Origin of the sequence: Bradyrhizobium sp. CCBAU 11357 (assembly GCF_028128865.1) — a bacterium.
Taxonomy (GTDB): Bacteria; Pseudomonadota; Alphaproteobacteria; order Rhizobiales; family Xanthobacteraceae; genus Bradyrhizobium.
In genome coordinates, this window is the sequence record NZ_LBJW01000101.1 from 168149 (window position 1) to 194530 (window position 26382).

At 60.0% G+C, this 26382-nt stretch carries 26 protein-coding genes; 15 read left to right on the forward strand and 11 right to left on the reverse strand.

From position 1 onward, the window contains the following. Positions 1–421: 421 nt before the first annotated feature. The gene (locus XI05_RS19615; RefSeq protein WP_271504750.1) at positions 422–670 is read right to left on the reverse strand and encodes a PilZ domain-containing protein; all 249 of its coding nucleotides are present in this window, start codon (positions 668–670) and stop codon (positions 422–424) included. Positions 671–1719: 1049 nt separating this feature from the next. Here XI05_RS19615 and XI05_RS19620 point away from each other — a divergent pair. The 4 genes from XI05_RS19620 to XI05_RS19635 all read left to right on the forward strand — a co-directional run bounded on the left by XI05_RS19620 (position 1720) and on the right by XI05_RS19635 (position 4897). Beyond that, a complete protein-coding gene (locus XI05_RS19620; protein WP_271504752.1) occupies positions 1720–1896 on the forward strand; it encodes a hypothetical protein in 177 nt (58 codons plus the stop codon). A 327-nt stretch (positions 1897–2223) separates the two neighbouring features. Further along, positions 2224–2850 carry a hypothetical protein gene (locus XI05_RS19625; protein ID WP_271504753.1) on the forward strand — a complete coding sequence of 209 codons (627 nt, stop codon included), beginning with the start codon at positions 2224–2226 and terminating at the stop codon, positions 2848–2850. 302 nt (positions 2851–3152) lie between these two features. After that, positions 3153–4475, forward strand: coding sequence for a DNA modification methylase (locus XI05_RS19630; RefSeq protein ID WP_271504756.1), 1323 nt, complete (start codon positions 3153–3155; stop codon positions 4473–4475). Then, the gene (locus XI05_RS19635; protein WP_271504761.1) at positions 4472–4897 is read left to right on the forward strand and encodes a DUF5681 domain-containing protein; all 426 of its coding nucleotides are present in this window, start codon (positions 4472–4474) and stop codon (positions 4895–4897) included. Before XI05_RS19630 ends, XI05_RS19635 begins: the two co-directional genes overlap by 4 nt. Positions 4898–4987: 90 nt before the next feature. On the opposite strand, the gene XI05_RS19640 is transcribed toward XI05_RS19635, so the two are convergent. Next, positions 4988–5242, reverse strand: a complete 255-nt coding sequence (locus XI05_RS19640; protein WP_271504764.1) for a hypothetical protein — start codon at positions 5240–5242, stop codon at positions 4988–4990. Between the two features lie 62 nt (positions 5243–5304). Then, on the reverse strand, positions 5305–5700 hold the full coding sequence (locus XI05_RS19645; RefSeq protein WP_271504766.1) for a hypothetical protein: 396 nt from the start codon (positions 5698–5700) through the stop codon (positions 5305–5307). Between the two features lie 240 nt (positions 5701–5940). Between XI05_RS19645 and XI05_RS19650 the strand changes: the two genes are divergently transcribed. From XI05_RS19650 to XI05_RS19660, 3 genes are read left to right on the forward strand one after another with little or no spacing between them, the layout of a single operon-like run. Next, positions 5941–6801, forward strand: a complete 861-nt coding sequence (locus XI05_RS19650; RefSeq protein ID WP_271504771.1) for a YqaJ viral recombinase family protein — start codon at positions 5941–5943, stop codon at positions 6799–6801. Continuing rightward, on the forward strand, positions 6785–7921 hold the full coding sequence (locus XI05_RS19655) for an ERF family protein (protein ID WP_271504773.1): 1137 nt from the start codon (positions 6785–6787) through the stop codon (positions 7919–7921). Before XI05_RS19650 ends, XI05_RS19655 begins: the two co-directional genes overlap by 17 nt. Then, complete coding sequence (locus XI05_RS19660; RefSeq protein ID WP_271504777.1) at positions 7918–8490, forward strand: hypothetical protein; 573 nt, start codon at positions 7918–7920, stop codon at positions 8488–8490. Before XI05_RS19655 ends, XI05_RS19660 begins: the two co-directional genes overlap by 4 nt. Positions 8491–8704: 214 nt before the next feature. On the opposite strand, the gene fcl is transcribed toward XI05_RS19660, so the two are convergent. The 3 genes from fcl to XI05_RS19675 form a co-directional block, all read right to left on the reverse strand. Then, on the reverse strand, positions 8705–9646 hold the full coding sequence (gene fcl, locus XI05_RS19665; RefSeq protein WP_271504780.1) for a GDP-L-fucose synthase: 942 nt from the start codon (positions 9644–9646) through the stop codon (positions 8705–8707). Beyond that, the gene (gene gmd / locus XI05_RS19670) at positions 9627–10697 is read right to left on the reverse strand and encodes a GDP-mannose 4,6-dehydratase (RefSeq protein ID WP_271504783.1); all 1071 of its coding nucleotides are present in this window, start codon (positions 10695–10697) and stop codon (positions 9627–9629) included. Before gmd ends, fcl begins: the two co-directional genes overlap by 20 nt. Positions 10698–11089: 392 nt before the next feature. Continuing rightward, entirely contained in the window at positions 11090–11680 is a 591-nt protein-coding gene (locus tag XI05_RS19675; protein WP_271504786.1) for an FkbM family methyltransferase, read from the reverse strand. Between the two features lie 251 nt (positions 11681–11931). On the opposite strand from XI05_RS19675, the gene XI05_RS19680 reads away from it, so the two are divergent. Continuing rightward, a complete protein-coding gene (locus XI05_RS19680; RefSeq protein ID WP_271504788.1) occupies positions 11932–13254 on the forward strand; it encodes a hypothetical protein in 1323 nt (440 codons plus the stop codon). A gap of 17 nt (positions 13255–13271) precedes the next feature. On the opposite strand, the gene XI05_RS19685 is transcribed toward XI05_RS19680, so the two are convergent. Next, complete coding sequence (locus XI05_RS19685; protein WP_271504825.1) at positions 13272–13883, reverse strand: WcaF family extracellular polysaccharide biosynthesis acetyltransferase; 612 nt, start codon at positions 13881–13883, stop codon at positions 13272–13274. Positions 13884–14071: 188 nt separating this feature from the next. Between XI05_RS19685 and XI05_RS19690 the strand changes: the two genes are divergently transcribed. Together XI05_RS19690 and XI05_RS19695 are read left to right on the forward strand one after the other, a co-directional pair. Continuing rightward, positions 14072–15322 carry a WcaI family glycosyltransferase gene (locus XI05_RS19690; RefSeq protein ID WP_271504828.1) on the forward strand — a complete coding sequence of 417 codons (1251 nt, stop codon included), beginning with the start codon at positions 14072–14074 and terminating at the stop codon, positions 15320–15322. Further along, on the forward strand, positions 15315–16568 hold the full coding sequence (locus tag XI05_RS19695) for a glycosyltransferase family 4 protein (RefSeq protein ID WP_271504834.1): 1254 nt from the start codon (positions 15315–15317) through the stop codon (positions 16566–16568). Before XI05_RS19690 ends, XI05_RS19695 begins: the two co-directional genes overlap by 8 nt. Here XI05_RS19695 and XI05_RS19700 read toward each other — a convergent pair. Further along, on the reverse strand, positions 16517–17620 hold the full coding sequence (locus XI05_RS19700) for a glycosyltransferase family 4 protein (RefSeq protein WP_271504836.1): 1104 nt from the start codon (positions 17618–17620) through the stop codon (positions 16517–16519). The two genes, XI05_RS19695 and XI05_RS19700, sit on opposite strands and share 52 nt — an antisense overlap. Positions 17621–17769: 149 nt before the next feature. On the opposite strand from XI05_RS19700, the gene XI05_RS19705 reads away from it, so the two are divergent. From XI05_RS19705 to XI05_RS19715, 3 genes are all read left to right on the forward strand, one after another. Then, complete coding sequence (locus XI05_RS19705; RefSeq protein ID WP_271504839.1) at positions 17770–19095, forward strand: endo-1,3-alpha-glucanase family glycosylhydrolase; 1326 nt, start codon at positions 17770–17772, stop codon at positions 19093–19095. Between the two features lie 51 nt (positions 19096–19146). Continuing rightward, positions 19147–20493, forward strand: a complete 1347-nt coding sequence (locus XI05_RS19710; RefSeq protein WP_271504842.1) for an oligosaccharide repeat unit polymerase — start codon at positions 19147–19149, stop codon at positions 20491–20493. A 431-nt stretch (positions 20494–20924) separates the two neighbouring features. Next, positions 20925–21971, forward strand: coding sequence for an acyltransferase family protein (locus tag XI05_RS19715; protein WP_271504845.1), 1047 nt, complete (start codon positions 20925–20927; stop codon positions 21969–21971). Positions 21972–22092: 121 nt separating this feature from the next. Here XI05_RS19715 and XI05_RS19720 read toward each other — a convergent pair whose 3' ends face one another. The 3 genes from XI05_RS19720 to rfbC form a co-directional block, all read right to left on the reverse strand. Beyond that, positions 22093–22470 (reverse strand): hypothetical protein, encoded by a 378-nt coding sequence (locus tag XI05_RS19720; protein WP_271504848.1) that lies wholly within the window; start codon positions 22468–22470, stop codon positions 22093–22095. A 347-nt stretch (positions 22471–22817) separates the two neighbouring features. Next, positions 22818–23738 (reverse strand): dTDP-4-dehydrorhamnose reductase, encoded by a 921-nt coding sequence (gene rfbD / locus XI05_RS19725; protein ID WP_271504849.1) that lies wholly within the window; start codon positions 23736–23738, stop codon positions 22818–22820. Next, entirely contained in the window at positions 23738–24292 is a 555-nt protein-coding gene (rfbC, locus tag XI05_RS19730) for a dTDP-4-dehydrorhamnose 3,5-epimerase (RefSeq protein WP_271504850.1), read from the reverse strand. Before rfbC ends, rfbD begins: the two co-directional genes overlap by 1 nt. Positions 24293–24404: 112 nt before the next feature. Here rfbC and rfbA point away from each other — a divergent pair, with 112 nt between their 5' ends. Continuing rightward, positions 24405–25280 (forward strand): glucose-1-phosphate thymidylyltransferase RfbA, encoded by an 876-nt coding sequence (gene rfbA, locus XI05_RS19735; protein WP_271504852.1) that lies wholly within the window; start codon positions 24405–24407, stop codon positions 25278–25280. Positions 25281–25301: 21 nt separating this feature from the next. Beyond that, a complete protein-coding gene (gene rfbB, locus XI05_RS19740) occupies positions 25302–26369 on the forward strand; it encodes a dTDP-glucose 4,6-dehydratase (protein ID WP_271504854.1) in 1068 nt (355 codons plus the stop codon). Positions 26370–26382: the final 13 nt, after the last annotated feature.

Sequence of the window (26382 nt, forward strand, 5' to 3'; positions counted from 1 at the left end):
AACGTCTCACCGGGATCAGACAAATGAGCCGTTTCCTGCTGTGCAGTGTAGCCGCTGTCTGCCTCGCCGGAGGTTTGGTCTTCCATTCGTCCGAGGCGAATGCTGTCTTTTGGCGGGGCATCACCGCGCCAACTGACATCGATATTCATGGCTGGCCGATCATCAAAGAGCCCCCGCCGAGCCCATGCCAATGGATACGGGTGAGCGGTGGCTACTGGGTCCGACAGTGCGTTTACTAGGCCAGCATTGGCTCATCGTGCGGCCTAACTGCCGGCCGATCTCGGTTGCAGTCATACCGCTTTCGATGAGCGCACGGAAATGCGCCTCTTCCTCGGGCGACCACGGACGTATTTCCAGTCTATTATTATTGGACATCGCCAATCATCCAGCGACAGCACAGATGATCCCTGCGCACGCGGGGTTACCAGAGTTCCTCGAACGCGACGCCGATCAGATTGCCACTCGACCAGATCAATCGGCAACTTCGAATGCTGCGATCTCTTTCAAGCATCAGTTTGAATGTGGAGTTCATGTATTGCTTCGACGGAAGCTCGATGGCTGCGCCTTGATCCGACATGTTGACCACGCGGCAACGCAAACTTGCGCCGTCGCCGAACACGAAGGCGACCTCGTCCACCTCGATGCGCTCAAACTTTCGACGCTCGATCATTCTGTGCTGCCCACAACGAACTCATTCGTCCAATGTGCACCGGGTCTGGAGCAGCCGCAGTTGTCGCGCGATCTGCCTTGCCAAGTTCGATCGCTCCTTGGCGAGACTGCTTCTTTCCTCAACAATGTCGTGTCCGTTACGTTCAAGCACCTCGATCAAGGTGGCTTGGTTCTCAATGCTAAGTTGCTTGGCTGCAATTTCTCGGGAGATAGTTGTCAACTCATCGTCGCAATGTGAGGTCATGGGCAATCCCAAGGCGGGCCTGTCGGCGAGTAAAGCTACATCCTACCCCGCCGGCCCTGCGAAAACGTTACACTCGAGCCGTTCGGCTCGGTGCCGGCAAGCGGGACCCAGACACCGGCTCCGTACCAGGCGCATCCTGTTACCTTCCGCAAGTCGAATAGCACCGCTATGCCGGGGCTGCGCATATTGGTTTCGACAACCGTACCGGTCTTGCGGGCCAAGTCTGGAAACTGAACGATCCCACGCTCGCGCATCTTGAAACGGGCGCCGACAACAAACCTGTCAGTCCTCTGAGTGATCATGGGTTGATCCGAGCCCGTCTCATCCTGAACCGACAAGACGTTTCTGTGGGGCGTTGGCCTTCGTCCTTGCTGTCACGAACTGAACGCCGACGTGAGACCCATCCACCCAAATCGGTTCGCAGCGGCGCGGCCAGACCGACCATTTTAGACCGAAGCTAAATATCTCCTCGCTCGACGAACGATGGACCGCCGGCGAACCTTCTCCGACTTCTTCAGGTCGCGCCCACCATGACAGCACCAAGCCACAGCAACGGACTGAGCAGGAGGTCCGACGATTGGTCACTGGCCCGAAAGGGAATTGGCGCATCGAAGATCGCTGCCGTTCTGGGCCGCCACGCCGGCTCGGTGCGGCGGATGGCGCGAACAATGGGAATACCGGTGAAGAAGTAGCGCCCTCCGAGCGCATTGGACTCTCCGTAACTTTACGGAGTGCGCATGCAAGATGTTCAGCGTCTACTTTGCCATCGATTTTTGTGACCAGCTAATCTTGTTGGACAATACCGCATGAGCGTCAAAGCCCTAATGGCCACGATCCTTCAGAACCAACTCGCATCGCGCGGCGTGCATACATTGGCGCCCTCCGATTATGAGGCGATCGTCAAGCAACTCCTCGAGCAGCTCAACGAGCTAGAGCTCAATTTGGCTGCTCGCGAATTGGCCGGCAGGCAACCGCAAGAATAGCCTTGCCGCCGCGCATTTCACATCAGCCAACTGCGTGGCCTCGATCGCAGGGTCTTGGCGTTGCCTCTCGGAATGAGCCTGGGCCGATAGACCAAACCCGCGGCCGATCTCGCGCATCACCTGATGCGGCATCAGTATAGCGGCCGTTAGAAGATACCAAACAGGCGGGCAACCGTTTCACCGCGTCGGCGCGAGTGATTGTAACGAGCACCGTAGCGCTATGGATTGAGCGTTAAGCGCCTGAGCCTCACGTTGGTCTTGGGGCCTAATAGCTTCCAGCGGACAACATGCCTGGAACTCCTACATGTAACCTGATACCATGCTTCTATGAAAGCGTACAAGCGCAACCAGGTTGAGGACGCCATTGTGGCGACGCTCGGCGCGAATGACGACACGAACGTGCTGACGCGCCTGAAGCGCTTGTTAGACACCGACCGTGCCTTGGAGGTGCGTCCCCAATCGAACCAACCCGAACTGGCAAACTACGCGTTTGTGAGTGGCGATGCTCCGGGCAAGGGCGGCGAGATTCAGTTTTCGGAATATGAGAGCTTTGCCTTGCTGATCGGCTTGCACATGCTCAATCACAGATGGCCGCAGAAGTTTGTCGTCGAATCGTTGCGGCGCATCAGGCCTGCGTTGCAACGCCAGCATAAAAAGATCATGAGGCTTGATCCCGCCAACTTGTTCGATCCGGATCAGATCCCGCTGCAAGCTAAACCCGGGAGTCCAGCTTTGGCGACGCGCTCGCCGGTATTTTTGTTGATTTGGTCAGATCAACGGACAGCGGAAGACCCCGCCCCGGCCGTCGAGATTTTCGAGGACTATAGCGCAGCATTCCACCGCGGGATTGAAAAGCCGGGCCGGTCCACCACCTGGATCGAACTCACGCGCTCCGCACACGCCTTATCAGAACAGCTCGCCAAAACGCGACCGCGCAAGCGAGGACGCAGCTAACCAGCCGAAAAAATACGGACCACGCACCTCTCACATTTAATTGAACCCCATATCGACGCTTCAAACCAGAGTTGGCGCGACTGGTGCATAGGTGGTTGAAGCTACGGCGTGCCACTGAAGCGCGCATAGGGCGCGCAGACCGAATGCGCCGAAGGGCCAACGACGATGCACCCACGTCCAATTGAAACCTATATCGACGCTTCTAACCGGCTCGCCCCCGAGCCAACATCGGCGCTGCGGCGCCGGCAAGGTCACGAAGGAGAAAACCATGACCGCACCCTACCAACGAGGTCTTCACGCAAGTGGGACCGGTCGAGCATGTTGCAATCGAAGCAATCAAGCCGCCCAAGCGATTGCTCCGCAAGCACACCGATCGCGACAAGAAACAATATGCGAAATGCATCGAGGCCTTAGGCTTGATCACCCCTGTTATCATCGATCCCGCGGGCGTGATCGTGGCCGGTTTGATCTGGTACCTTGGCGCGCTGCAGCTTGGCTTGCGCGACCTCCCGGTCATCCGGGTCACGCATCTCACGCCCGAGCGACTCGAACTCTATCGGATTGCGGAGCAGCGGCTCGGCGAGCTAGCGCCCTGGGACGATCGCGCCGTCGCAGAAACCCTCAAGGAGCTCTCTCAGCTTGACCTCGGGTTTAGTCTCGAGGTCACCGGCTTCTCCCAGGGAGAGATCGATTTTCGCATCGAGAGCCTCGAATCTCTGCAGCTCGAGCCGGTTCCGGACCCGGCCGACGTCGTTCCTGCGGTTGTCTCGGCCCCGGTTTCGGCTGTCAACGATCTCTGGCAAGCCGGGCAACATCGGATACTGTGCCAGAGCGCGCTTCAGTCCGATTCATTCTCCACCCTCATGGCCGGCGAGCGCGCCCGCGCCGTGATCACCGATCCGCCATTCAACGTCCCCATTCAAGGGCACGTCTCCGGCAAAGGACACATTCGCCACCGCGAGTTTGCGATGGCGTCCGGCGAAATGTCCGATGAGGAGTTTACCGCTTTCCTGAGCGGCTATCTTCGCCGCTCGACCGAGCACCTCTTCCAGGGAGCCCTCCTCTACATTTTTATGGATTGGCGTCACTCCGCTCAGATTCTTGCCGCCGGCCAGGCAATTGGCCTCGAGCTCAAGAACATCTGCGCGTGGGTCAAATCAAACGCTGGCATGGGTTCACTCTATCGCAGCCAGCACGAATTGGTCTTTGTCTTTAAGCACGGCAAAGCGCCGCATCGCAACAATGTCGAGCTCGGCCGACATGGCCGCTTCAGAACCAACGTATGGCAATATCCCGGATGCAATAGCTTCGAACGGAGCGGCGAAGAAGGTAACCTGCTTGCCTTACACCCTACTGTGAAGCCGGTTCAGTTGCTCGCCGATGCGATCCTCGACTGCACGGAACGCAATGACATCGTTTTGGACAACTTCCTGGGCAGCGGCTCGACCTTGCTGGCTGCCGAAAGGGTCGGCCGGCGCCTCTATGCGACCGAGCTCGAGCCGCGTTACGTTGACGTTGCGATAAGGCGGTGGCAACGCCACACCGGCCAAAGCGCGGTCCATGTCCCAACCGCACGCCTGTTCGACGAAATCGCCGCAGACAAGCAACGGGAGTGCGCGCAATGACCAAGCGCAAATCTGAAAACTATTCAGTTGGCTACGGAAAACCTCCGAAAGCGCGGCGCTTTAAACCCGGCCAGTCCGGCAATCCACGTGGTAGGCCCAAAAAATGTCTCTCTTTGACCGAGCTTTTTGCGCGCGAGATGAAGCGGACGCGACCCATTGTAGAAGATGGACAGCGATTGCGTATCCAGACAGACGAGGTACTGGTCAAGCGAGTGGTCGATCTCGCGGTCAAGGGCAATGTGAAAGTCTTGACGATGACAATGAAACTGATCGAACAAATTCGCGAAATCGAAAGTGCAAAGATCGAGCGCGATTATGACGCGATGTCGATAGAGGAAGCAAGGGCCGCGTTCGTTCAACTACGGGACACCGTGCTGGCCGAGTTCCCCCGCGCCAGGGGGATTGCCGATTCTTTCCCGTAGTCCGGAGAAGATCCAGTTGCATGGCTGTCCGGGTAGCCTCGCGCTGGAGTCGTCTCAGATCGATCGCGGTTGGCTAGGCGAGCCTCTCCATCACCCAATCGTGCAGCCCCAGCCGCATGATGGTCGAACCGGCTCGCGACCGGTCCAGACGTGAATGTCGGAGCGGTCGTCGGGGGCGCTCAGCGCCCCCGACGGCGAAGGACAAATGAAGAAGAACCGGTCGAACTGCTCGGTGGCGTCCATTCGGCGGATATAGGCATCCAAAGTCTTTTGGCTGCCGGCAGACTCGACCTGAACTGCTGCCCGTTGGTTGATCACCGCATGCTCCAGCTCGAGGTCGGCCAACAAGGGTTTGCCGCAGCAATCCGGCGGTGCGGCCAATTTTCAGAACGAAGCCAACTGCCTTCTTACTCGCTCTCGCGGCTTAGCAAGCGAAGTGTCCGCTTCTGCTGCACCAAAGCAGCCCGGTCATAGCGCTCCAGCCCTTGAAGCCCTTTCAAATCTGACGGCAGTGGACCCGTCAGAAGCGCAGCCAACATTGCCTGCCGCAAGCTGCGGATGCGCAGCAGCGCGAGTTTGGACCGTGCAAGCGCCATCGCCGCGTCCAGTGTGACCTGATGCCCGAGCCCGGAAGCAATCGCAACGGCAAGATTCGCCGCCTCGGCAGGATCGCTGAGATCGCGCCGCGCCAGCCCATGACGCAGCGCGTTGCGGCTGGACCTCGTCTTGCCACCCGCCGTTTTCGGTCCCGTGCTGCGCCTGGCGTTGCTGCGATTGGCTTCGATTTGTCGAACTGACGTCATGTCAAAGCTCCTCGGCCGGGGGCCGGTTGTGGCGCCCGAACGCTGGCTCCAACGCATTGACAGATCAAGGTTTTTGGCCCGCTCTTTTAGCAAAAATGCTGCAGAAAGCACTGGCATTCCCGCGCAAAAGGAGCGTTCATCATCGGACCGGCCTTGGGCCCTTGGCCCCGGTCTTTCCCCTCGCAGCGGCGGGGGTTTTGGCGGTGCGGCGGCAAGCCGCGTCAAGCCAAGGAGAGACCGGTGACCACAATTGCAACCGACGGCGCCGAGGCGCCCCGCTCCGTCATTAATTTGAACCGCCACGACCGCCGCGCCTTCATTGGCGGCTCGGACGCGCGCATCATCATTGGCGACGATCAGGACGCGCTGCTTCGCCTGTGGCGGGAAAAGCGCGGCGAGATCGCGCCGCAAGATTTGTCGCGCAACCTGGTCGTGCAGGTCGGCCTCGCCACCGAAGCGCTCAACCGCGCCTGGTACCAGGGCGCCACCGGGCACGTGATCACCGACATCCAGAAGCGGGTGCGGCATTCCGTCCACGGCTGGATGGCGGCCACGCTGGACGGCATCGTCGAGCAGACCGGCGCGGTGTTCGAGGCCAAGTTCATGCTGCCCTGGGGCTTTACCGAAGAGGCGGCGGCGGAGAAGCACATGGCGCAGCTGCAGCACAACATGTGGGTGGTCGCGGCGCGCGCGGCCGTGCTCTCGATCATCACCGGCGGCGGCAAATGGCTCGAAATCACCGTGCATGCCGACCCGCTCTATCAGCACCTGCTGCTGACTGCGGAGAAGAAGTTTTGGCGCTGCGTGCAGAGCGGCGAGCCGCCGCTGCTGTTTGGCATCGAGACCCCGCGGCCGCGGCTCGCCGCCGTCAAGGTCGTCGACATGAGCGCGTCCAATGTCTGGGCCGAATGTGCGGCGATCTATCTGCGCACCCGCGACGCCCATGCCGAGCACGAGCTGGCCAAGACCGAGCTCAAGAAGCTGCTGCCGGAGGATGCCAAGGAGGCGTTTGGCCACGGCGTTCGCGCCAAGCGCTCCAAAGCCGGCGCCGTCAGCTTTGATCCGGTTGAGATGGAGCGCGTCCATGCATCAGGCCAGTGAGCACGTCGGCGCGATCGCGGCGGCCCTGGCCCGCGCCCAAGCCGAGCTGACCAACCCGGAAAAGACTCTGACCGCTCAGATCCGCTCGCCGTTCCTGCGCGATGACGACCGCACCTTTCGCTACGCCTCGCTGGCGAGCGGCCTCGACATCGTGCGCAAAACCCTCAGCCAGCAGGAGATCGCCACCGTTCAGACCACCCGGGTCGAGCCAACCAGTGGCCACATCCACCTCACCACCCTGCTCGCCCATTCCTCCGGCGAGTGGATCTCCTCGGACTGGCCGGTCTGCGCCGCACGGGACATCGAGGCGCCGCATCGCATGGGCGCGGCCCTGACCTACGCCCGACGCTACGCCCTGTTCGCGCTGGTCGGGATTACCGGCGAGGAGGATCTGGACGCCCCGGATACGGTCGCCGGTCCCCCCGCAGCGCGGAGCCTCAAGGCCGCGCCCGGCAAGGGCGCGCTCAACCGTGCCCCGGTGCTGCGGCCGGGCGAGTCCGCCGCACTTCGGGAGCAGCTGTTGCGCCAGCTCGACGCGCTGCCCGCCAGCACCGATCTGCTCGGCTGGGCCAGGGCGAGCCTGCCGCTCAAGAACAGCCTGCAGGAGCCGGATGCCCGGCGCGTCGAGGCGGCTTATCAGGCCAAGCTTGAGGACGCTGCCCGGACTCAGGCCGAGCAACCCGCCGTCCTGGATGGCGCCCCAAGCCCAGCGGCGTCTGCTGCGGACACCGACGCCGCGCTGCAGCCCGCGCTCGCCGAGGCTGGGCTCGCGCATCCCAAGGAGCCGCCCCGCAAGCGCAGCAAGGCACACCTGCTGTTTGTCCGGGAGCAACCCTGCCTGGTGTGCCGGCAAACCCCATGCGATGCCCATCATCTGACATTCGCACAAGCCCGGGCGCTCGGGCGCAAGGTCAGCGATGAGTTCACCGTGCCGTTATGCCGCGCCCATCATCAGGAGCTGCATCGGCACGGCAACGAACGGGCGTGGTGGGCCAACCTGCAGATCGCGCCACTGCCGCTCGCGCAGGAGCTGTGGGCGGCGAGCCCGGTCCATGGTCGGGCCGACAGCGCGGCCGCAGCCGTCCTCGCCAACCTGGGCGCGGAGGCCGCATCCCGATGAACGGCCCCTTCCAAACCGCACGCGAAGTGACCGCCACAGCGCTACCGGCGGAGTTTGCGGCCTTGGCGCCGCCGCCCCTGCTGCTGCCCGGCGAACGCCTCGACCATTACCACGCGCTGCAGCAGGCCATCTTTGCCGAACTTGCGCCCCGGTCCGCCATCGAGTGGCTGCTCGCGATCGATGTCGCCGAACTGTCCTGGGAGATCCAGCGCTACCGCGTGTTGCGGCACAAATTGCTCGAGACCTATCGCCACAAGGCGATCGAGGCAGCGCTGCGGCGCATCGACCTGGCGGGAATCGATCCCGACTTCGAACACCAGGCCGAATACTACACGCAGCAAAATGCGCTGAGCTGGCGCACTGACCCGATCGCCGCGACCGAGATCGAGGCGCGCCTTGCCGCCTATGGCTTCGATCAAGACGCCGTCACCACCGAAGTCTACGTCCAGGCGCGCGAGGTCCTGATCTTATTTGACGGCCTGCTCAATGCCGCTCAGACCAAACGCATGCTGCTGCTCCGCGAGATCAGGAATCAGCGCCTCGGTGCGCCGCTGCACCGGCCGCGCTGAAGGATCACAACGCGATCCAGAGTGCGACGGCTTGCGCTCAAGGATTGTTAAGTTCGATCGCACAGGCCACGCGAGCAAGCCACTACCGCTCTCTGATAATGAGCGCGCTCTACCGGCTCAAAGACCGAATTGACGAGGCAACGAACGAGGCAGAGTTCACACGATTTCAAGTACCGCCAACAGATCCAGCCGTGCGTCGCCGCACCATCTAAGGTCATACACCTCTTGTGTAGTCCTCGTATGTACGCCTCAATCCGTCTCGAAGTGACGTCGTCGCGCGCCAGCCGAGCCTTGCGAGACGGCTGACATCAAGCACCTTGCGTGGCGTCCCGTCCGGACGAGAGGTGTCGAAGGTGATCTCGCCGCGATAGTCGATGACCTCGGCCACCACGCGCGCGAATTCGGCAATGGTGATATCCTCACCGGTCCCGATATTGATAAGCTCAGCACCGGTATAAGTCTTCATCAGGTGCACGCAGGCATCGGCCATATCGTCAACATGGAGGAACTCGCGCCGTGGCGTACCGGTGCCCCAGACCACCACGCTCTTAGCGCCGGCGATCTTGGCCTCGTGGAAGCGCCGGATCAGGGCGGCGACGACGTGGCTGTATTCCAGATGATAATTGTCACCAGGGCCGTAAAGATTCGTCGGCATCACGCTGATGAAGTCGCTCCCATACTGGGTGCGATAGGCCTCTGCCATCTTGATACCGGCGATCTTGGCGATGGCATAGGGCTCGTTGGTCGGCTCCAGGGGGCCGGTGAGCATCGAGTCCTCGCGCAGCGGCTGCGGCGCCAATTTCGGGTAGATGCAGGAAGAGCCGAGAAACATTAGCTTCTGCACGCCATTTTGATGCGCGGCGTGAATCACGTTCGCCGCGATCGCGATATTGTCGTAGATGAATTCCGCCCGCAGCGTGTTGTTGGCGACAATGCCGCCGACCTTGGCGGCGGCGAGGAACACCACCTGAGGCGGCGCTTTCGCAAACCAGGAAAATACCGCGGCCTGGTCACGCAGGTCGACTTCGCTTCGTGTTATCGTCACGAGCCGCACGTCCTCCCGTGCAAGCCGGCGCACGAGCGCAGCGCCGACCATGCCGCGATGGCCGGCGACGTAAACGCTTTTACCCTTTAACTCAAAGGGAACTTTTGCCATCGCCGACGTCCCGCTTGGCTTCGGCGAGGTCGCTCGCCACCATCTCCCGAACGAGCTGCGCGAACGTTCGCTTTGGTGTCCAACCGAGCGTGTTGCGCGCCTTCGCGGCGTCGCCGACCAGCAGATCGACCTCGGTCGGACGGAAATAGGTCGGATCGATCTTGATGATAGTCTTGCCACTTTTCCGATCGACGCCGGTCTCCTCGACGCCCTTGCCGCGCCATTCGATCTGGCGGCCGACCTCGGCAAAGGCAAACTCGACCAGCTCCCGCACCGAACGCGTCTCGCCGGTGGCGAGCACGAAATCATCGGGCTTGTCAGCCTGCAGGATCTTGTGCATGCCCTCAACGTAATCCTTGGCATGGCCCCAGTCGCGCTTGGCATCGAGATTGCCGAGATACAGCATCTCCTCCAGTCCGACCTCGATCCGGGCAACGCCTCGCGTGATCTTGCGGGTCACGAAAGTCTCGCCGCGGATCGGGCTCTCATGGTTGAACAGAATGCCATTGGAGGCGAACATGCCGTAGGCCTCACGGTAGTTCACCGTGATCCAGTAGCCATAGAGCTTTGCGACACCATAGGGCGAGCGCGGATAGAAGGGCGTCGTCTCCCTCTGCGGGACTTCCTGCACCAGGCCGTACAGTTCGGAGGTGGAAGCCTGATAGAACCGTGTTTCCTTCTCCATGCCGAGAATGCGGATCGCCTCCAACAGCCGCAGCACGCCGATCGCGTCGGCATTCGCGGTATATTCCGGGCTTTCGAAGCTAACGCCGACGTGGCTTTGTGCAGCGAGGTTGTAGATCTCGGTTGGCCTGATCTGCTGCACCAGGCGGATCAGATTGGTCGAGTCGGTCATGTCGCCGTAGTGCATCAGGAACGGCACGTTGCCGACATGCGGGTCCTGATAGAGGTGATCGACCCGTGCGGTGTTGAACGAGGACGAACGCCGTTTAATACCGTGCACGACGTAGCCGAGCGACAGCAGATATTCGGCAAGGTAGGCGCCGTCCTGGCCGGTGACGCCTGTGATCAAGGCAATCCGACTTCTCATCCCAAGCCTTGCTCCTAACAAACACGTCGGGCGGACAGACTGAGCCCCGTTTCCTTACGTAAAGAATAGCGAAATCCGCTCCTTCTTGGCCATATCGGCTGCCCAGGGTCAACCCTCAACATCCGGGCTAGGTCCTCGCGGACGATCAACAGCGCGATCGCCCCCCTGATCTTCGCGCTGCCGGGCCGGCAACCCGAACTAGCCGCGATGCACCGTGTTCCCTATTGTTTCGGTGTGCATTGTGTCTGGTCTTACGAATTCGGATTTAGCGTAGAATCAAATGGGGCGCACCGCAGTCTGTTGGCAACCCTGCCCAGCGTCAGCCATGGCAGGACGACGGCGAAATCAACGGCTGCCTTTGTGGCACTCGCCCTGGTAAACTTTGACGTATGCTAGCGGATCGTCTCTCTGGTGGCCGACAGCCATCGATTATGCGCAATCACCCGCCCGTCCGGCACAATTCGTCGCCACCAAGCATTTTTGATGATCGATGTCCTGTAGTTGCGCTCCAGCAGCCACGCCATGCATTCAGCTTCCAACTGATGCGAGTGGGTCTCGATCAAGAATGCAACATCTGCCTGGTCGAGAAGATCTGCTGCGCTCTCGAGGACCTCGATCTCGGCACCATCGACATCGATTTTGATGAAGCCCCGCCCTTGCAGGGGGCGAAGCAGGTCCGCCAGAGGAACCATCCCTTCGCCCTTGCCGACAGGGCTGTCAATGATTTCGCAGGCATCCTTCCCAAATCCGTTGAGCTGCAGGTGGCGTCGCAGCGCATCCACCTCCGCCGGATCCGGCTCGGCTGCGATCGCCTTGATCGAATTGCCCTGGCGCAGGAAGTGGAGCGTCATTTCTCCGCTACCTGCTCCAATATCGAGCAACCATTGGACATTGGCCCCTGCAGCTTGCACGAAAGCATAGGTCTCCCTCTCCCAAAGTCCGAGCATCATCTGGGTCTGCGAATGCAGGTTGAGATCGAGCACAATATCCTTGTACAGACCCGATCTAACGCGCCGCGGGCTCCGGCCTTCGGGGACGATCAAGTTCTTGGTAAGCGAAAGCAGACGAGGCGGAACCAAATTAACCATCGAGGTAAGATTTCCCGTTCACTAATGCGATCTGTTAGAGACATGCTACGAGCGACAATGTGGCCACCCTATCAGACTCGCGCGGTGGTTTCTTCGAGTTTGCGAATTTGTATTAACGCCTTAACAAGTTGCGGGGACCAACCGTAGTGACAACCGTCGCCCTTAACTTCGCCGCTGTTCGGCGACGGATTCGCAGCGCATTCGCTGCCTACTTGTTCGCACGAACCATTCGGGTAGCCGAACAAATCATTCTCGTCCCTTTGTTTCTGTCCAGCTGGGGCGCCCAATCGTATGGCGAATGGCTTGCCGTCGCGGCTCTGGCCGGCTTTGCAGCAACGGCGAATCTCGGAATTGGGCAAGCAGCCGCCGCCGAAATCGTCCTGCAATCAACGCGCAACCAGCTTAATAAGGCATCACGCGTCGTCGTCACATCGCTCGTCACGATTGTGGCAAGTATCGCCGTTGGCCTACTCGGCCTGGGACTGATCCTTGCCCTTGCCGATCTGCGAGCTCTCGCCGGGATAGGGCTCGATGATATGCCTGCGCCGGCGCTTTTAGTCGTTGTTCTTGCAGGAGCCACCCTCATCACGTTCCTGAGCGAGCCCCTCGCCGGCACACTTTCGGCAGCGCTCGGCGCCGCCGTGCCGAATGCAATTGCGGCAATCTCCAAGACAATCGAGCTCGTCTGCATCGCCATCGCGCTTGGTGCTGGAGCTGGTCCTCTCGCCATCGCCGGAATCATGCTCGCAGGAGCTGCGCTTAATGTCACGTTTCACCTGATCTGGACGCTTCGCCGCGTGACATGGCTTTCATTTTCGCCGGCGAATTTTGATCTTGAGTTTCTGGCCCGCACCTGGCGGTCGGCGGCGGGTTTTCTCCTGATCTTCGTCTGTATCAACATTCTGGGCGTCTATCTGCCGCGCCTGTTAGTGTCACACAGCCTCGGCCCGGTGGCGCTGGCGACCTTTAGCGTTCTGGCCACCTATACCAAGACGGCACGGAATCTCGCGACCATGACCTCTCAAGCCACCCAGGTCGAAATCGGTCGATTGTGGGCAAGCGGCGAAACCAAAAACGTTCGTCAAATGGTTCGGAGAATGCTCCGCAACGCGACTCTACTCGCTGCACTGTTGCTGGTTGCAGAATTAGTTCTAGCCCCCACAATTGTCCCGCGGTGGACCGGAGGACATATCCCGCTGGAGTGGGAGCTCATGATTACACTTGCGCTCGTCGCGCTACTGGGGAGCTATTTCGACGGCGTCCTGCTTACGGCAAGCGCTCTCAACCAAGTTGGGTTGATCGCGTTTGGCTACGCACTAGGACTTCTCATTTGCATTGTAGGCGCCGCGATCCTACTGCCATGGACTGGGCGCCTAGTGACAGTTGGGATCTGCCTCCTTCTGCCCGAAATCGGCGGCGCGATCTCTGGTAATCAGATACTTGCTCGGATAGCGCGGCATTCGAAATGAGGTCGAACCCCTGCGATCTATGTGGGTCGGTTCGGAAGCCGCGAGCCAATCACAGCGGCGGGGTGACCACCCACGATTGTTCCGGCGGAAACGTCCCGCATCACGACGGCGCGGGCCTGGACCACGGCGCCACGACCGATTCTGACCCCTGGAGCGATGAAGCATTGCGCCGCGACCCAGGCTTCGGGCTCAATGACGATGGGACGGACGAAGATTGGAAAGTCTGGGGCCCGGTGATCGTGCGATCCGGTGCACACATAAGTCCCTTGAGAGACGACGACGTCATGGCCGATCTCGATTTCGCCTAGACTGTAGAGATGCACGTCGTCTCCGATCCAAGAATTCGCTCCAATCGACACTTTCCAGGGATAGACTATGCGCACCGATGGTCGGATCAGTACGCCCGGGCCGATCTTGGCGCCAAAAAGCCGCAGAACAAGTCTTCGCCAGGCAAAGAAGATCTGCGGGGTGGGCCGGACCAGAAGCGCCTCAACGATCCACCACACTTGCACAAACAGGGCCGACCGGCCGCGGAGCCCCTCGGGATTTGCATACCTTGAGAGATCTTGAACGGGAACGCCCTCGCCATCTGACATTTCGAGAACGCTCTTCTGCTGGTAACCACTCATCGAAATCCCTCGGGATGCTCTAAAATAGGCATTTCGTTAACGGGACATACCATCTAAAGATGAGCCCACGCTGACCCTTTGGTCGCTCGGGTGCTGGGGGCCATCATCCAATATTCTGGTCCGGACCGCACAGCCCTAAAGGCTGAGGGGTGTCTCTGCAGGTGGCGCTGCCAAACTTGACTTTTTTCATGAAGATTTTGGCGTACGGCCTCAATTACGCTCCCGAACTGACCGGAATCGGGAAATATTCTAGCGAACTGTGCGAGTGGTTGGCCTCGCGCGGCCATACGGTCGAGGTTGTAACGGCTCACCCCTATTATCCCAATTGGGTCCTTGCCGAAGGTTACGACAACCGGTCCTACCAGCATGAGATCAGGAATCTGGTCAAGGTCCGCCGCTGCCCGCTCTATTTGCCTCGGGTTGTGCCCTCCGGCAAGCGTGGCCGGATCATGAGCCACGCCTCCTTCGCAATTTCCAGCTTCCCCAAGCTGCTGGCCTCGGTGCGCCAACTGCGCCCGGATGTCCTGCTGGCCGTGACACCGTCCTTCCTGATCGCGCCCATGGCTCTGGCCGTGTCGAGAATGTTTGGAACTCCGAATTGGCTTCACATTCAGGACTTCGAGCTAGATGCCGCCTTTGAACTTGGGATGCTCGCGGGCAACAATCTTCGCCGTGCGGCGACATCCGTCGAGTCTGTCATTCTGCGCAAATTCGATCGAATATCGACCATCTCACCTCGCATGATGGATCGGTTGCATACCAAGGGCGCTCTGCCGGGAAGGACTGTAAAATTCAGGAATTGGGTCGACACGGATGCAATCAGTCCGGCGAATCGGATGACCCGATTTCGAGAACAGCTCGGCTTGTCCGATCGCCATATCGTTGCTCTCTATGCAGGAAGCATCGCTGCCAAGCAGGGCATCGAAAGCCTTGCAGAGGCCGCAGCTGAGCTCCAAAGCACAGCGCCCGAGATCGTGTTCGTCTTATGCGGTGGCGGAGCGTTGCTGAAACATCTGATCAAGATCACGGCTCCCCTCTCGAACGTGAGATTTCTTGATCTGCAGCCGGACGAGCGAATGCGGGAGTTACTTGCGACTGCGGATATCCATTTAATTCCACAACGTGCCCAGGTCTCCGATCTCATGCTGCCCTCGAAGCTCGCTCCTATTCTAGCCTCTGGAAGACCAGCGGTCGCGATGGCAAATCCTGGCACCCAGCTCGCGATCGAAATTGACGGCGCCGGCATTCCGGTGCCGCCATCCGACCGGCGGGCGCTATCCAGTGCGATATTAACGCTTGCGAGAGACGCCAGCTTGCGGATGCGCATGGGCGAGCATGGACGGGCCCTGGCATGCGCGCGCTGGGACAAGCAGATCATTCTAAGCGAATTCGAAGCCAGACTTGTCGATATCGCCAGCCGCAGGCACAAGAATGGGTGACATCGCGAGGCCAAGGGTCAATATTGCGGTCTGTGGGGACTTCAAACAGCTTCAGCTCATTCCCGAATTGGACAAGGTCGCGGACTTGGGCCGCGTCTATTACGCAGCGCGGCTATCGAGCAACGCCGCGCGACTACAAATCGAGCGATCCCAGGCTCGGAACCTGTTCTTGAAGGAATACCTTCTTCAATTTCATGCCCGATACCTGAATCACGCCTTCGCGGATACGATCTATCCTCTCTACGACTCGCTATGGCTTGCGGCGGCCCATGCCGCATGGCGGCCCTGTGACGTGCTGCATGTCGTGATTCAAGGCAAGGCCGTCGGCCTCTTGCAGAGAGCCAAGCGCGAGGGCGCCGCCATCCTTGGACATCCTATCGTTTGCCATCCTGCGTTCTTTGAACGCGAAATGCGCATCGAACTAGAGCGCTTGTCGATCGCGCCTGGCCCTTACGTCGCCGACGTCAGCAATAGCCTCGCCGAAATCGAACTCTGCGACAGGATTTACTGCCTCTCGACTCTTGTTCGCGACAGCTTCGTTGACGCCGGCTTTTCGGCTGACGCCATCGATATCATTCAACTGCCGACGGACCTTGAGACGTTCGTGCCTGCACGCGCCCCTGCCGCCGATTTGCCCTTTCGGGTGCTTTGCGTTGCCGAACTCAATCCGATCAAGGGCCACGTCTATCTGCTGGAGGCCTGGAAACGCTTGAACTTACACCGCTCGGAACTGATCTTCGTGGGCACTATGAGACACGAGATGAAACGAGCGCTCCAGCCTTACGAGGGAATATTCCGCTATCTCGGACCACTTGGCCGCAGAGATCTCGTGCGCCTCTACCAAACCAGCTCGCTCCTTGTCCTACCGTCGGTTCAGGACGGATTTGGCTTTGTGGTAACCGAAGCGCTCGCCTGCGGCCTGCCTGCGATCGTCACTGAGCATGTCGGCGCCCGCGACGTCATCAGATCGGGCGTCAACGGATTTGTCGTTCCGCCCCGTACACCTGAGGCACTTGCCGATACCATAGGCAAAATCCACGCATCCCGATCACTGCGGCAGAGCTTGCGCGACGGCGCCATTGCAAGCCGCGACACGTTTCCAACTATGACCGACACGGCAGAGCGGATCGCCGCAGCGTATCGTCGGACCTACGCTGCGCGCTTCGACAGCCCGAAAGCCACCGGACATAAGGCTTACGAGCCAGGCAACACCAAGTCGGCAATCGTACAGAGCAGATCGCCGTAATCTGCAGCGGCCGTTGCCCGAAGCGCGATGAACCGCTCCTTCGCAGCGGCCTTCGCAGCCGCGAGCGACTTCCGATCATCGCTCCAACTCTTGATCTGCGCGCAAGCGACCGACACGAAATCATTGGACGGATCGATGATGGGACCACAGTCTTGGTTCACATCCTCGCTCAGACAGCCTCTGGCAAATGTGATCACTGCCGTGCCCGCCGACATGGCTTCGAACACCACATTCGGTTGGGCCTCGTTGCGGTACCCTGTTGGAAACACAAATACGTCGAGCCCCGCCAAAAACTCATCCTTGTCGGGACCGTAAAGCGCACCGACATGGATCAATCGCGCTCCAAGCTCGCATTGGGCGGCCTGCACTCTGGCACGGTCTTCTTCGAACGGGATCGGGCCCGCCAGCATCCCCGTGATCGGAAGGCCGCATTGCACGCACGCTCGCAGCAGATCGAGAAAAAGATAAAGTCCCTTTTCCGCGGTAAGGTTGCTCAGGAGCCCAATCCTGATCTCATCACTTCCTTGCAAGCGCGTGCCCGGGGCGGCGGACAGATGTACAGCATTTGACGAGATAAGCCCCCTCCAGTCCCCCTGATAGTGTTTCCGAAATCGCAGTTGCATCATCTGACAGAGAAAGACGTGGACCGCGCCATTCCCGGCAATCAAAACCAGAGCGGACATCAGCCAGCGCCGCTGGTCGATTGCGGAGAAGCTGTGGTGATGAATGACAATCGCCTGTTGCGACAGGCGCGCCAGTCCTGTTAGGAGGATCGTATAAACTATACCCAAGCCGCCATCCGCAGGAATGTAAAGGCAAGGGTTCGGACGAAGCCCGTTGCGCAGGACTCCGACTGCTGCCGCGAGGACCGACGAGATTCTCCGCCAATGGTAACCCCATGAACGTCGCAGAGAGCCGGACGACAAATCGCAACGATGGACGTAGGCGAACTCGGCAAGGTCCGATGCAATCGCCTCGGATATCTTCGCCAGTCCGTGTAACGGCGGGGGAAAGGCCGCAGCAATGACGACATTACGCTTTTCGCCGATCATGCCCAATTCGCCGTTGCGGTCGTCTTACCCATGCGAAGAGACTAGACTAGAGGATTCGGCTCGAGCCATCAAACGGGCAATGGCCGGGGACTTGTAGTGCATGTCTGTCGATTGACGCCGGAGAGACAACAGTGCTGAGAATAGCTCGCATGATCGCGTCCCTCCTCTTGGGTTGTGGAACGTTCGGCACGGTCGTCCATGCCGAAGGGCCGCCGGTGCCTCGTATGGTCTTCGCGCACTACATGGTCTGCTGTCCAGCGAGCGGATTGGGTGCAACGGTTGACGACTTCAAGCGGGAGATCCAGACCGCCCAATCCTACGGCATCGACGGATTTGTGCTCAACATGCCGAGTTGGCTGCGCGAGCCAATCTACCGCACCATCAGCCAGCGGATTTTTGCAGCCGCCGAAGCAAGCCCTCTATCCTTCAAGCTCTTCGTATCCTTTGACGATGTCTCGGTTGAAGACACTGTTTCGATGCTTACCGAACTATCGCGCAGCCCGGCATACCTGCGGGTCGACAGCCGTCCCGTCGTCAGTACATTTTCGGGGGTACCGGAATGGGGCTCATCTCTCTCACAAAGGCTGTCGTCGTTGGGGTTAAAGCCCTTCCTAGTGCCCAATTATCAATACCTCTCGGGAGCGTCGTGGGCGAGAAACTACAGCCACCCTACTGCGGAATTCCTTGATCGGCTGTACCGAGAACACCCCGAGATGGACGGCTACTTCAACTTTGGGCCTGATCTTGGCCCGGCGCCTCCACCCAGCGACGGCCGTGTGGTGGCCGAACGCAGCCGAATGGCCGGCAAGGTTTCAATGATCGGCATCTCACCCTATTATCGTGGCCTGAGTCACAACTACCGTGTGTTCGAAAGCGGAGGCTTCGAAGGCATGGCAGCCCAATGGGTCGCTGCCATTGAGAGCGGAGCAAACTGGGTCGAAATCGTGACTTGGAACGATTGGGGTGAATCGACTTATGTTGCGCCGTTCGGCCACATCCGACAGCAAGATCTGTGGAATTATCATTGGGGCCCGCTGCTCAGCCATGAAGCTTTCCTTTCGGCTAGTCGTTACTTTGTCGCGTGGTTCAAATCCTCCGTCCGCCCGGTGATCGATCATGCTGCGATCTACTACTTCTATAGGCTTCATTCCAAGTTCGCCCAGGGCATCGCTTCCCCTGAAACTGGCAATCAGGGACGCCCTAAGGGATGGGAGAACCTCGTCGACGGAATCTATGTGACGGCATTCTTGCCCCGAACGTTGACGGTGGAGGTAGCCGTCGGTGGGAAGCGTCAATCCGCAGCACTTCCCCCAGGCGTCCAACACCATCGATTTGAACTCGCTGAGGGACCAGTCACCATCCAGATTCTGGAGGATGGCCGCGTGATTGGTCAGAAAGAGCTGGAATTTCCGATCACAAAATTGGGGCAAATCGGGAATTTTAATTATTTCGGAGGTGATATCCGACTGCCATGATAACAAAGGTTCTTTGAGTCGCCCCACGCGACCACGTCCACGACGGTTCGGATGATCGAAATCGCGCTAATCGTTCACGTCATCTTCTTTATAAGCCTGCTCGTCGGTCTGCACGCGCGCGGCTATCTAAACATCTATTCCGGACTTTTTATCTACCTCGCATTCCATTTCATCGTATTCGTGCAACGCCCGGTCGTCGTGTATCTGTTCGATATTCGCTCCGAATTTGAATTCATGATGTACATGCCCGACGATGGCATCTTCCTAAAGACGCTGTTCGTTGCCGACCTCGGATTGGTAAGCTTCATCCTTGCCTACTTGACGGCGCTTGGTTTTAGATCGACAGAGCCGACGTTCAACTTCATCGAGCTCACGCGCACACAGCTGCGCTCATTTCAGCTCGCATTCCTTTTGCTGTTTCCTCTGATCGCCTATTCGCTCCTCCTTGCTCTCACCATGCGTCAGACGTACGGCGTGGAAGTGTTTCTGGAGCTGGGAAAGATCAATATGACGGTCGATCCGGCGACAGGTCATAAACTTTTTAGTGACACCACGGCGTATGTCGTCAACGCTCGCGAGTTCGCGTTCCCGTTCGCAGCCCTGCTCATTCACGTGACCCGCGCTCGCTGGTGGTCCTTTCTCGCCATCTTCTTCTGCGCATTTGTTGCCCTGCAGCTTGGCGAGAGATGGGAAATTGTGATCTCGACTTTGGTCGCGAGCATGATGACACTGTATATCCACAAGCGGCACACATTCGCCTGGAGCCACTACGTAGGCATGGCCATCGTTTTGGGGTTGTTCGTGGCGATCGGCCAAAATCGCGACAGCCTGGTCAAATTCCTGACCACCGGGGAGTTTGAATTCAGCTTTGACATTGCGAAGTCCTCTTTTGGCGCCCATCCAGACTTCGCCAATTTCGACTTCCTCAGCTATGTCATCGCGAAGGTTCCGGACGTCAGCCAGACCTATTCTTACTTCACGCAGTATCTTGGTATTTTTACGCAGCCGATCCCTCGCGTGTTGTGGCCCGACAAGCCCGTCGGCTCACCGGTGCAGTGGGTGAACCTCGACGCCTACGGACGCTTTACCTCCAGGACCACCTCCCTCGTCGGCGATGGCTGGATCAGCCTCGGTTATGCTGGCGTGGTCATTACCATGGGATTTTGCGGGGCATTTTACGGCGCAATCTTCAAACGCTTTTGCCGGCCTTCGGTTTCGGTGTATTTTTACTTGGCCTATTTTTGGATGGTCAGCCTGCTGCTGCAGTGGGCGCGCGACGGAAGCCATAAAATTCTTGACTTCTTTTTGTTCTGTATCGGTCCAATTGTCTTCGCCTCCTTCATCGAGCGGATCCTTTGGGGACGACAGCCGGTTGTCGCCGATCGCGCTCGGGCATGAGGGTGCTTGGCTGACGATTCAGTCGTACCCAGCGCGGCGAGCGAGATCAAGCCGTGATCGAAGGCCGTCGTGCGGACCCCGTCGCCAAAGATGCCTACCTATTGGCCCGACGGTTGGCAATGCGCAGGTATCGGCCTGCACCTGAACTCACCTGGCGCGCACCGAGGACTAGGCCGCACCGCTGGCGAGATGCGAGGCGTTACGGCGGTTGTTTGCACCTTATCTCCGTGTGATCTCCGTGTGCCGCTGCGCGCTCTTTCGCTCGCAGCAAGGCTCCTCTATGCTGCCTGCGATTTTAACCGTGAGTCTTGGTACCGATCGCTTACGCCCGCGCCGAGTCGCTCTCGATTGACGATCGCTTCCGAAACGGGTCTCGGATAGGCGACGAAGGATTTGAATTGATGAATTGGGCAGGTCCCGGGCAATATCGATTGCTGCTCGCGCTGATCGTCGTCGTCACACATGTCTCGCGCTTCAATCTCGGGCACGCCGCCGTCTATACCTTCTTCTCTCTCAGCGGCTATTGGGTGTGCTCGATGTGGCACGCCAAGTACGCGGCCTGTCGGCAACCCTATGTAACGTTCCTGATCTCGCGGTTCTGGCGGCTCGGGCCGGTGTTTGCGATCTGCTCAGTCGGGGGGTGGCTGATTGCAGTGCCCAATGACGCACCGGTCATTGGGCCTATGGCGTGGTTGGCCGAAGCGTTTTCAAGCATCTTCATACTCGGCTACGCGAGCCTGCCGATCCAGCCGAATGTACCTGCCTGGTCGCTTGACATCGAGATGCAATTCTATCTCGTTGCCCCTTTGATCGCGATCTGCGCGATCTATGGTTGGCGCGTGACCATCGTCGCCAGTCTCTGTCTCTCCGTCGCAGCGTGCGTCGCCACGCCGTCCGGCCTGGTGCTGCGCTATTTGATCTTCTTTTCTGCCGGCGCTGCCGCCTTCGCGGCGCAATGGCATCCGTCACGATCCCTGGCCCTCCGCAGCGTCGCCCTGGTCGGTGCAGCGCTGCTGGCGCTGGCGATATGTCCTTATCGCGACATCCTCCTGGGAGGTGCGCATCCTGGCCCATTGTTCAGGTTCAACGAATATCTCAACATTGCAGTCACGGTGGCAATTCTGCCGTGGACGATCTACACGACCCAGCAGCGAACCCCAACGCTAGACCGCATGTTGGGCGACCTGTCCTACATCGTCTATCTCGTCCATTGGCCGGTGCTGCAGCTCATTGACGTGGCGAGCGGGTCGATGGCGACACGCCTGACCCACGTCGCGGTCGCGGTGGCGGCAATCGCGGTCTTGAGCTGGCTCATTTGGAAGCTAGTGGACGGGCCATCTAACCGCTTGCGCTCGCGGTGGGTCGCCGCGCGGGCTGGCCAGTCCAAACACGCCGATGTGTCAGACGCTGTGGCGCCTTTTCCGACCGGACCCGTGCTCCAAGCCTCCGCGCCGCGGAGGGTCGATCGCGAGGTTTGACTGGCGGGTGATGCGCTCTAGGGACCCAGCGGCGTCCGTGGCGCTGCGCAGCAGTGGTTCCCCCGAAGGTCACCTGCGGTTGGTCGCGCGATCTTCAGCACCTGCTCGATCGCGTCGTTTGTTATTCGCCGCTGCTCTGCTGTTCGCCGTCACCGTGGCGCAGCTGCGGCTTCGCCGCCACGATCTGCCTCACCATAGAGCGGGATCGGCGCCTTTCGGCTTTGGAGATCTCCACAACAGGCATCGGCAGCTTCAGCATCGGCTTCGCGATCTGCGATGCCGCGACATAGGCGATGACCTGTTTGCTTTCTGCGCATGTCGAGCAGATCGCGCTGCTACGGTGGTAACCTGAAGTAACAGCAAGCGTGGCGGTGACCAGCTGGACCTGCTGGCGCCAGCGCAGTCCCAGCCGCTCCTGAATACAATGATCGCAATAGGCACGCCCGGCGCAGCGGACGAGGAATTCGTTGATCCGTTCAGGTACAGTTCTGCTACTCATAAAGACGCCCCCTAATGACTCAAAAGCCCCGCGTTGCCCAACACAGCAAAGCTCACGCCAACTCCTCAATAGCTTGACGGCAGCAACATGGTTGTGACACGCGCGAAACGCACGCTGCCATCCAGATCAAATGCTGATGGCCCCCCAAGGCCCGTTGCTTCAGAAAAAGCATTCCGTATTCGAAAAGTCGCAGTGACGACGTGAAAGTGAACGCTTCAAAGTCTTGCAGGAAAAAGCTCGGACGCCTTCCAAGAATCCCCTTATTTGACCCGTAAGTCTGTACGACTTCTTGCCAAGTTCAAATCTTATTTTTCACGAGTTCGTCAGCCTTTCCTGCCGTTAGGACCTTAAGCCCCAGCTGCTGACGGCGTCGCACCAACCGTCTCCAGATACGCATCCAGCTCCTCGGCCAGCGCACGCTCCCACGCTGGAGGCACAAGCCCGTAGGCTTCCTTTAGGCGCGTCAGATCCAATCGCGAATTGGCTGGGCGCGTGGCCTTAGTTGGGTAGTCCTTGGTGGCGATCGGGAGGACCTCGGTAGCCTTCAGCGGTACGCCTCGGGACCGCAGCCCCTCCACGATCGCGCTCGCAAACCCATGCCAGCTGGTCGAGCCTGAATTGGTGAGGTGGATCAGTCCGTTCGCGCGCGCGAAAACATCGGACAGGTCTGCCCCGCGTCCCAGGATTTCGACCAAGACCGACGCGATGGTGCGCGCCGTCGTGGGCGTTCCCCACTGATCCGACACCACACGCAGCGAGTCGCGCTCGCTGGCGAGCCGGATCATGGTGCGCATGAAATTTGCGCCTTGCGCGGCATAGACCCAGGCGGTTCGCACCACCAGATGTGCCCCGCCGGCGCTCCGAACCGCGCTTTCGCCTGCAAGCTTGCTGCGACCGTAGGCTGAAAGCGGACCCGTCGGGTCGTCTTCCCGCCAAAGGTTACGTCCGCTGCCGTCAAAAACATAGTCGGTCGAAAAGTGAACCATTGGGACGTCGTGCGCGGCAGCCCAGCGGGCCAAAGCAGCCGGCGCGTCGCCATTGACGAGGAAAGCCAGCGCCAATTCGTCTTCTGCCTTGTCCACGGCGGTATAGGCCGCGGGATTGATGATCAGATCCGGCTTGAGCGCCTCGAGCTTGCCGGCCAGCGACTCCGGCTTTGAGAGGTCGAATTCATGACGTGCCAGCGCGATCACCGTGTGCTGATCGCGCAGCAGGGGCAGCAGCGCTCCACCCACCTGCCCTGCCGCTCCGGTTAAGAGAATGCGCATCAGATTTGCCCGAAGATTGGGAGGTTCTGGACCTCCGCGAGCAGCGGGGCAGCAGCGTCCTTGGCAGACAGGGAGGGATTGTCGATGCCCCACTTGATCCCGATGGCCGGATCGTTCCAGCGGATGGAGACCTCGTCCTTCGGGCTGTAGAGGTCGTCGCACTTGTAGAAAAAGTCGGCGGTCTCGGAGAGCACGACAAAGCCGTGGGCGAAGCCGCGCGGCACCCAGAGCTGGCGGCGGTTTTCCTCGCTCAATTCCACGGCAACGTGCCGCCCAAAATTCGGGCTGCCGACGCGGACATCGACGGCGACATCGAGCACCCGCCCGCGCATTGCGCTGACCAGCTTGCCCTGGGTGTTGGGATTTTGCAGATGCAGGCCTCGCAACACGCCCCGGGCGGAGCGGGACATATTGTCCTGAACGAAAGGACGATGTATCCCCGCTTCTACGTAACGTTGAAACTGGTAGGTTTCCAAAAAGAAACCCCTCTGGTCACCGAATAATTTTGGCTCGACAATCAGGACTTCTGGAAGCTCGGTCGCAACAACATTCATATTCAGCGCCTAAAACATCCCGGCGTTTTACGGTTTACCCTAGGTTTATAACAAACTTGTGCAGCGCACGCCATCTGCTACGTTCGGAAATAGTTAAGTCATGTGAGGGGCTATGAAGGGCATCATTCTCGCCGGCGGCACCGGCTCGCGTCTTTATCCGGTGACGACCGTCGTGTCGAAGCAGCTGCTGCCCGTCTTTGACAAGCCGATGATCTACTACCCGCTGTCGACGCTGATGCTGGCGGGGATCCGGGACATCCTCATCATCTCCACCCCGCAGGACAAGCCGCTGTTTCAGCGCCTGCTCGGCACCGGATCGGACATCGGCCTGCGGTTTGAGTATGCGACGCAGGACACGCCGCGGGGCCTTGCCGACGCCTTCATCGTCGGACGCGAGTTCGTCGGCTCGGATTCGGTCGCGTTGATCCTCGGCGACAATATCTTTTTCGGTCACGGCCTGCCGAGCATGCTGTCGAGCGCCTCGTTCCGCAAGAAGGGGGCGACCGTGTTCGGCTACGTCGTCAACGAGCCGCAGGCCTATGGCGTGGTCGAGCTCGACGGCACCGGGCGGGCGCTGTCAATCGAGGAGAAGCCGAAGCAGCCGAAATCCAACGTCGCGGTGACCGGGCTCTATTTCTACGACAACGACGTGCTGGACATCGCCGCCAACGTCAAGCCGTCCGCCCGTGGCGAGATCGAGATCACCGACGTCAACAAAGCCTATCTCGAGCGAGGCGACCTCTATGTCGAGGTGCTCGGCCGCGGGTTTGCATGGCTCGACACCGGCACCCATGCCTCGCTGGTCGAGGCCAGCCATTTCGTGCAGATCCTGGAGCAGCGCCAGGGCCTGCGCATCGCCTGCCCGGAGGAGATCGCGCTTCGGCAGGGCTACATTTCGCTGCAGCAGTTTGAGAAGGTCGCCGAAAGGTCCGCCAAGAGCAGCTACGGCGAATATTTGCAATCGGTCGCGCGCAGCTTCGCGCGCTGACCCACCATCGGAGAACGGGGCATGCGTTTCAAGGGTTCGACGATCTTCGTGACCGGCGGCGCCGGCTTCATCGGCTCGGCGGTGGTGCGGCACCTGTTGCGCGACACCCATGCGCGGGTCGTCAACATCGACAAGCTGACCTATGCGGCCAATCTGGACTCGCTGCCGGGCGCCCAAGGCAATCCGCACTACGCCTTCGAGCAGCAATGCATCTGCGACGGCGCGGGGCTGCGACAGCTTTTCGAGAAGTATCAGCCCGACGCGGTGATGAACCTCGCCGCCGAGAGCCATGTCGACCGCTCGATCGACGGCCCTGGGGAGTTCATCCAGACCAACATCGTCGGCACCTTCACCATGCTGCAGGAGGCGCTGCGGCACTGGCGCAGCCTCACCGGCGAGAAGCGCGAGCGCTTCCGCTTCCTGCACATCTCGACCGATGAGGTGTTCGGCTCGCTGGGCGCGGACGGCCTCTTCACCGAGACCAGCCCCTATGCGCCGAACTCGCCCTATTCGGCCAGCAAGGCCTCGTCCGACCATCTGGTGCGCGCCTGGAGGGAGACCTATGAGCTGCCGACGCTGGTGACCAACTGCTCCAACAATTACGGGCCCTATCACTTCCCGGAGAAGCTGATCCCGCACATGATCATCAAAGGCCTTTCCGGCGAGAAGCTGCCGGTCTATGGCGACGGCAGCAACATCCGCGACTGGCTGTTCGTCGAGGACCACGCGAAGGCGCTGAGCCTCGTGCTGGAGCGCGGGCAGCCGGGGCAGACCTACAATGTCGGCGGCCGCAACGAGCGCACCAACCTGCACGTGGTGGAGACCATCTGCGACCTGCTCGACGACCTCGCCCCTGATGAGGCCGGCCCGCACCGCCGCCTGATCTCCTTCGTCACCGACCGCCCCGGCCACGACCACCGCTACGCCATCGACGCCACCAAGCTGGAAACCGAGCTCGGCTGGCGCGCCGAGGAAAACTTCGAGACCGGCATCGAGAAGACGGTGCGCTGGTATCTCGAGCAGAAGCCCTGGTGGCAGGCGATCTTGGAGCGGGGCTATCAGGCGAAGCGGGTGGGGTTGAGCAAGTAGGGTCGCCGTAACG

Excerpts from the sequence above, each read along its gene's own strand:
- XI05_RS19615 (WP_271504750.1), bottom strand. The coding sequence starts at position 670 with ATGATCGAGCGTCGAAAGTTTGAGCGCATCGAGGTGGACGAGGTCGCC.
- XI05_RS19620 (WP_271504752.1), top strand. The coding sequence starts at position 1,720 with ATGAGCGTCAAAGCCCTAATGGCCACGATCCTTCAGAACCAACTCGCA.
- XI05_RS19625 (WP_271504753.1), top strand. The coding sequence starts at position 2,224 with ATGAAAGCGTACAAGCGCAACCAGGTTGAGGACGCCATTGTGGCGACG.
- XI05_RS19635 (WP_271504761.1), top strand. The coding sequence starts at position 4,472 with ATGACCAAGCGCAAATCTGAAAACTATTCAGTTGGCTACGGAAAACCT.
- XI05_RS19645 (WP_271504766.1), bottom strand. The coding sequence starts at position 5,700 with ATGACGTCAGTTCGACAAATCGAAGCCAATCGCAGCAACGCCAGGCGC.
- XI05_RS19655 (WP_271504773.1), top strand. The coding sequence starts at position 6,785 with ATGCATCAGGCCAGTGAGCACGTCGGCGCGATCGCGGCGGCCCTGGCC.
- XI05_RS19660 (WP_271504777.1), top strand. The coding sequence starts at position 7,918 with ATGAACGGCCCCTTCCAAACCGCACGCGAAGTGACCGCCACAGCGCTA.
- fcl (WP_271504780.1), bottom strand. The coding sequence starts at position 9,646 with ATGGCAAAAGTTCCCTTTGAGTTAAAGGGTAAAAGCGTTTACGTCGCC.
- gmd (WP_271504783.1), bottom strand. The coding sequence starts at position 10,697 with ATGAGAAGTCGGATTGCCTTGATCACAGGCGTCACCGGCCAGGACGGC.
- XI05_RS19685 (WP_271504825.1), bottom strand. The coding sequence starts at position 13,883 with ATGAGTGGTTACCAGCAGAAGAGCGTTCTCGAAATGTCAGATGGCGAG.
- XI05_RS19690 (WP_271504828.1), top strand. The coding sequence starts at position 14,072 with ATGAAGATTTTGGCGTACGGCCTCAATTACGCTCCCGAACTGACCGGA.
- XI05_RS19695 (WP_271504834.1), top strand. The coding sequence starts at position 15,315 with ATGGGTGACATCGCGAGGCCAAGGGTCAATATTGCGGTCTGTGGGGAC.
- XI05_RS19700 (WP_271504836.1), bottom strand. The coding sequence starts at position 17,620 with ATGATCGGCGAAAAGCGTAATGTCGTCATTGCTGCGGCCTTTCCCCCG.
- XI05_RS19705 (WP_271504839.1), top strand. The coding sequence starts at position 17,770 with ATGATCGCGTCCCTCCTCTTGGGTTGTGGAACGTTCGGCACGGTCGTC.
- XI05_RS19710 (WP_271504842.1), top strand. The coding sequence starts at position 19,147 with ATGATCGAAATCGCGCTAATCGTTCACGTCATCTTCTTTATAAGCCTG.
- XI05_RS19720 (WP_271504848.1), bottom strand. The coding sequence starts at position 22,470 with ATGAGTAGCAGAACTGTACCTGAACGGATCAACGAATTCCTCGTCCGC.
- rfbD (WP_271504849.1), bottom strand. The coding sequence starts at position 23,738 with ATGCGCATTCTCTTAACCGGAGCGGCAGGGCAGGTGGGTGGAGCGCTG.
- rfbC (WP_271504850.1), bottom strand. The coding sequence starts at position 24,292 with ATGAATGTTGTTGCGACCGAGCTTCCAGAAGTCCTGATTGTCGAGCCA.
- rfbA (WP_271504852.1), top strand. The coding sequence starts at position 24,405 with ATGAAGGGCATCATTCTCGCCGGCGGCACCGGCTCGCGTCTTTATCCG.
- rfbB (WP_271504854.1), top strand. The coding sequence starts at position 25,302 with ATGCGTTTCAAGGGTTCGACGATCTTCGTGACCGGCGGCGCCGGCTTC.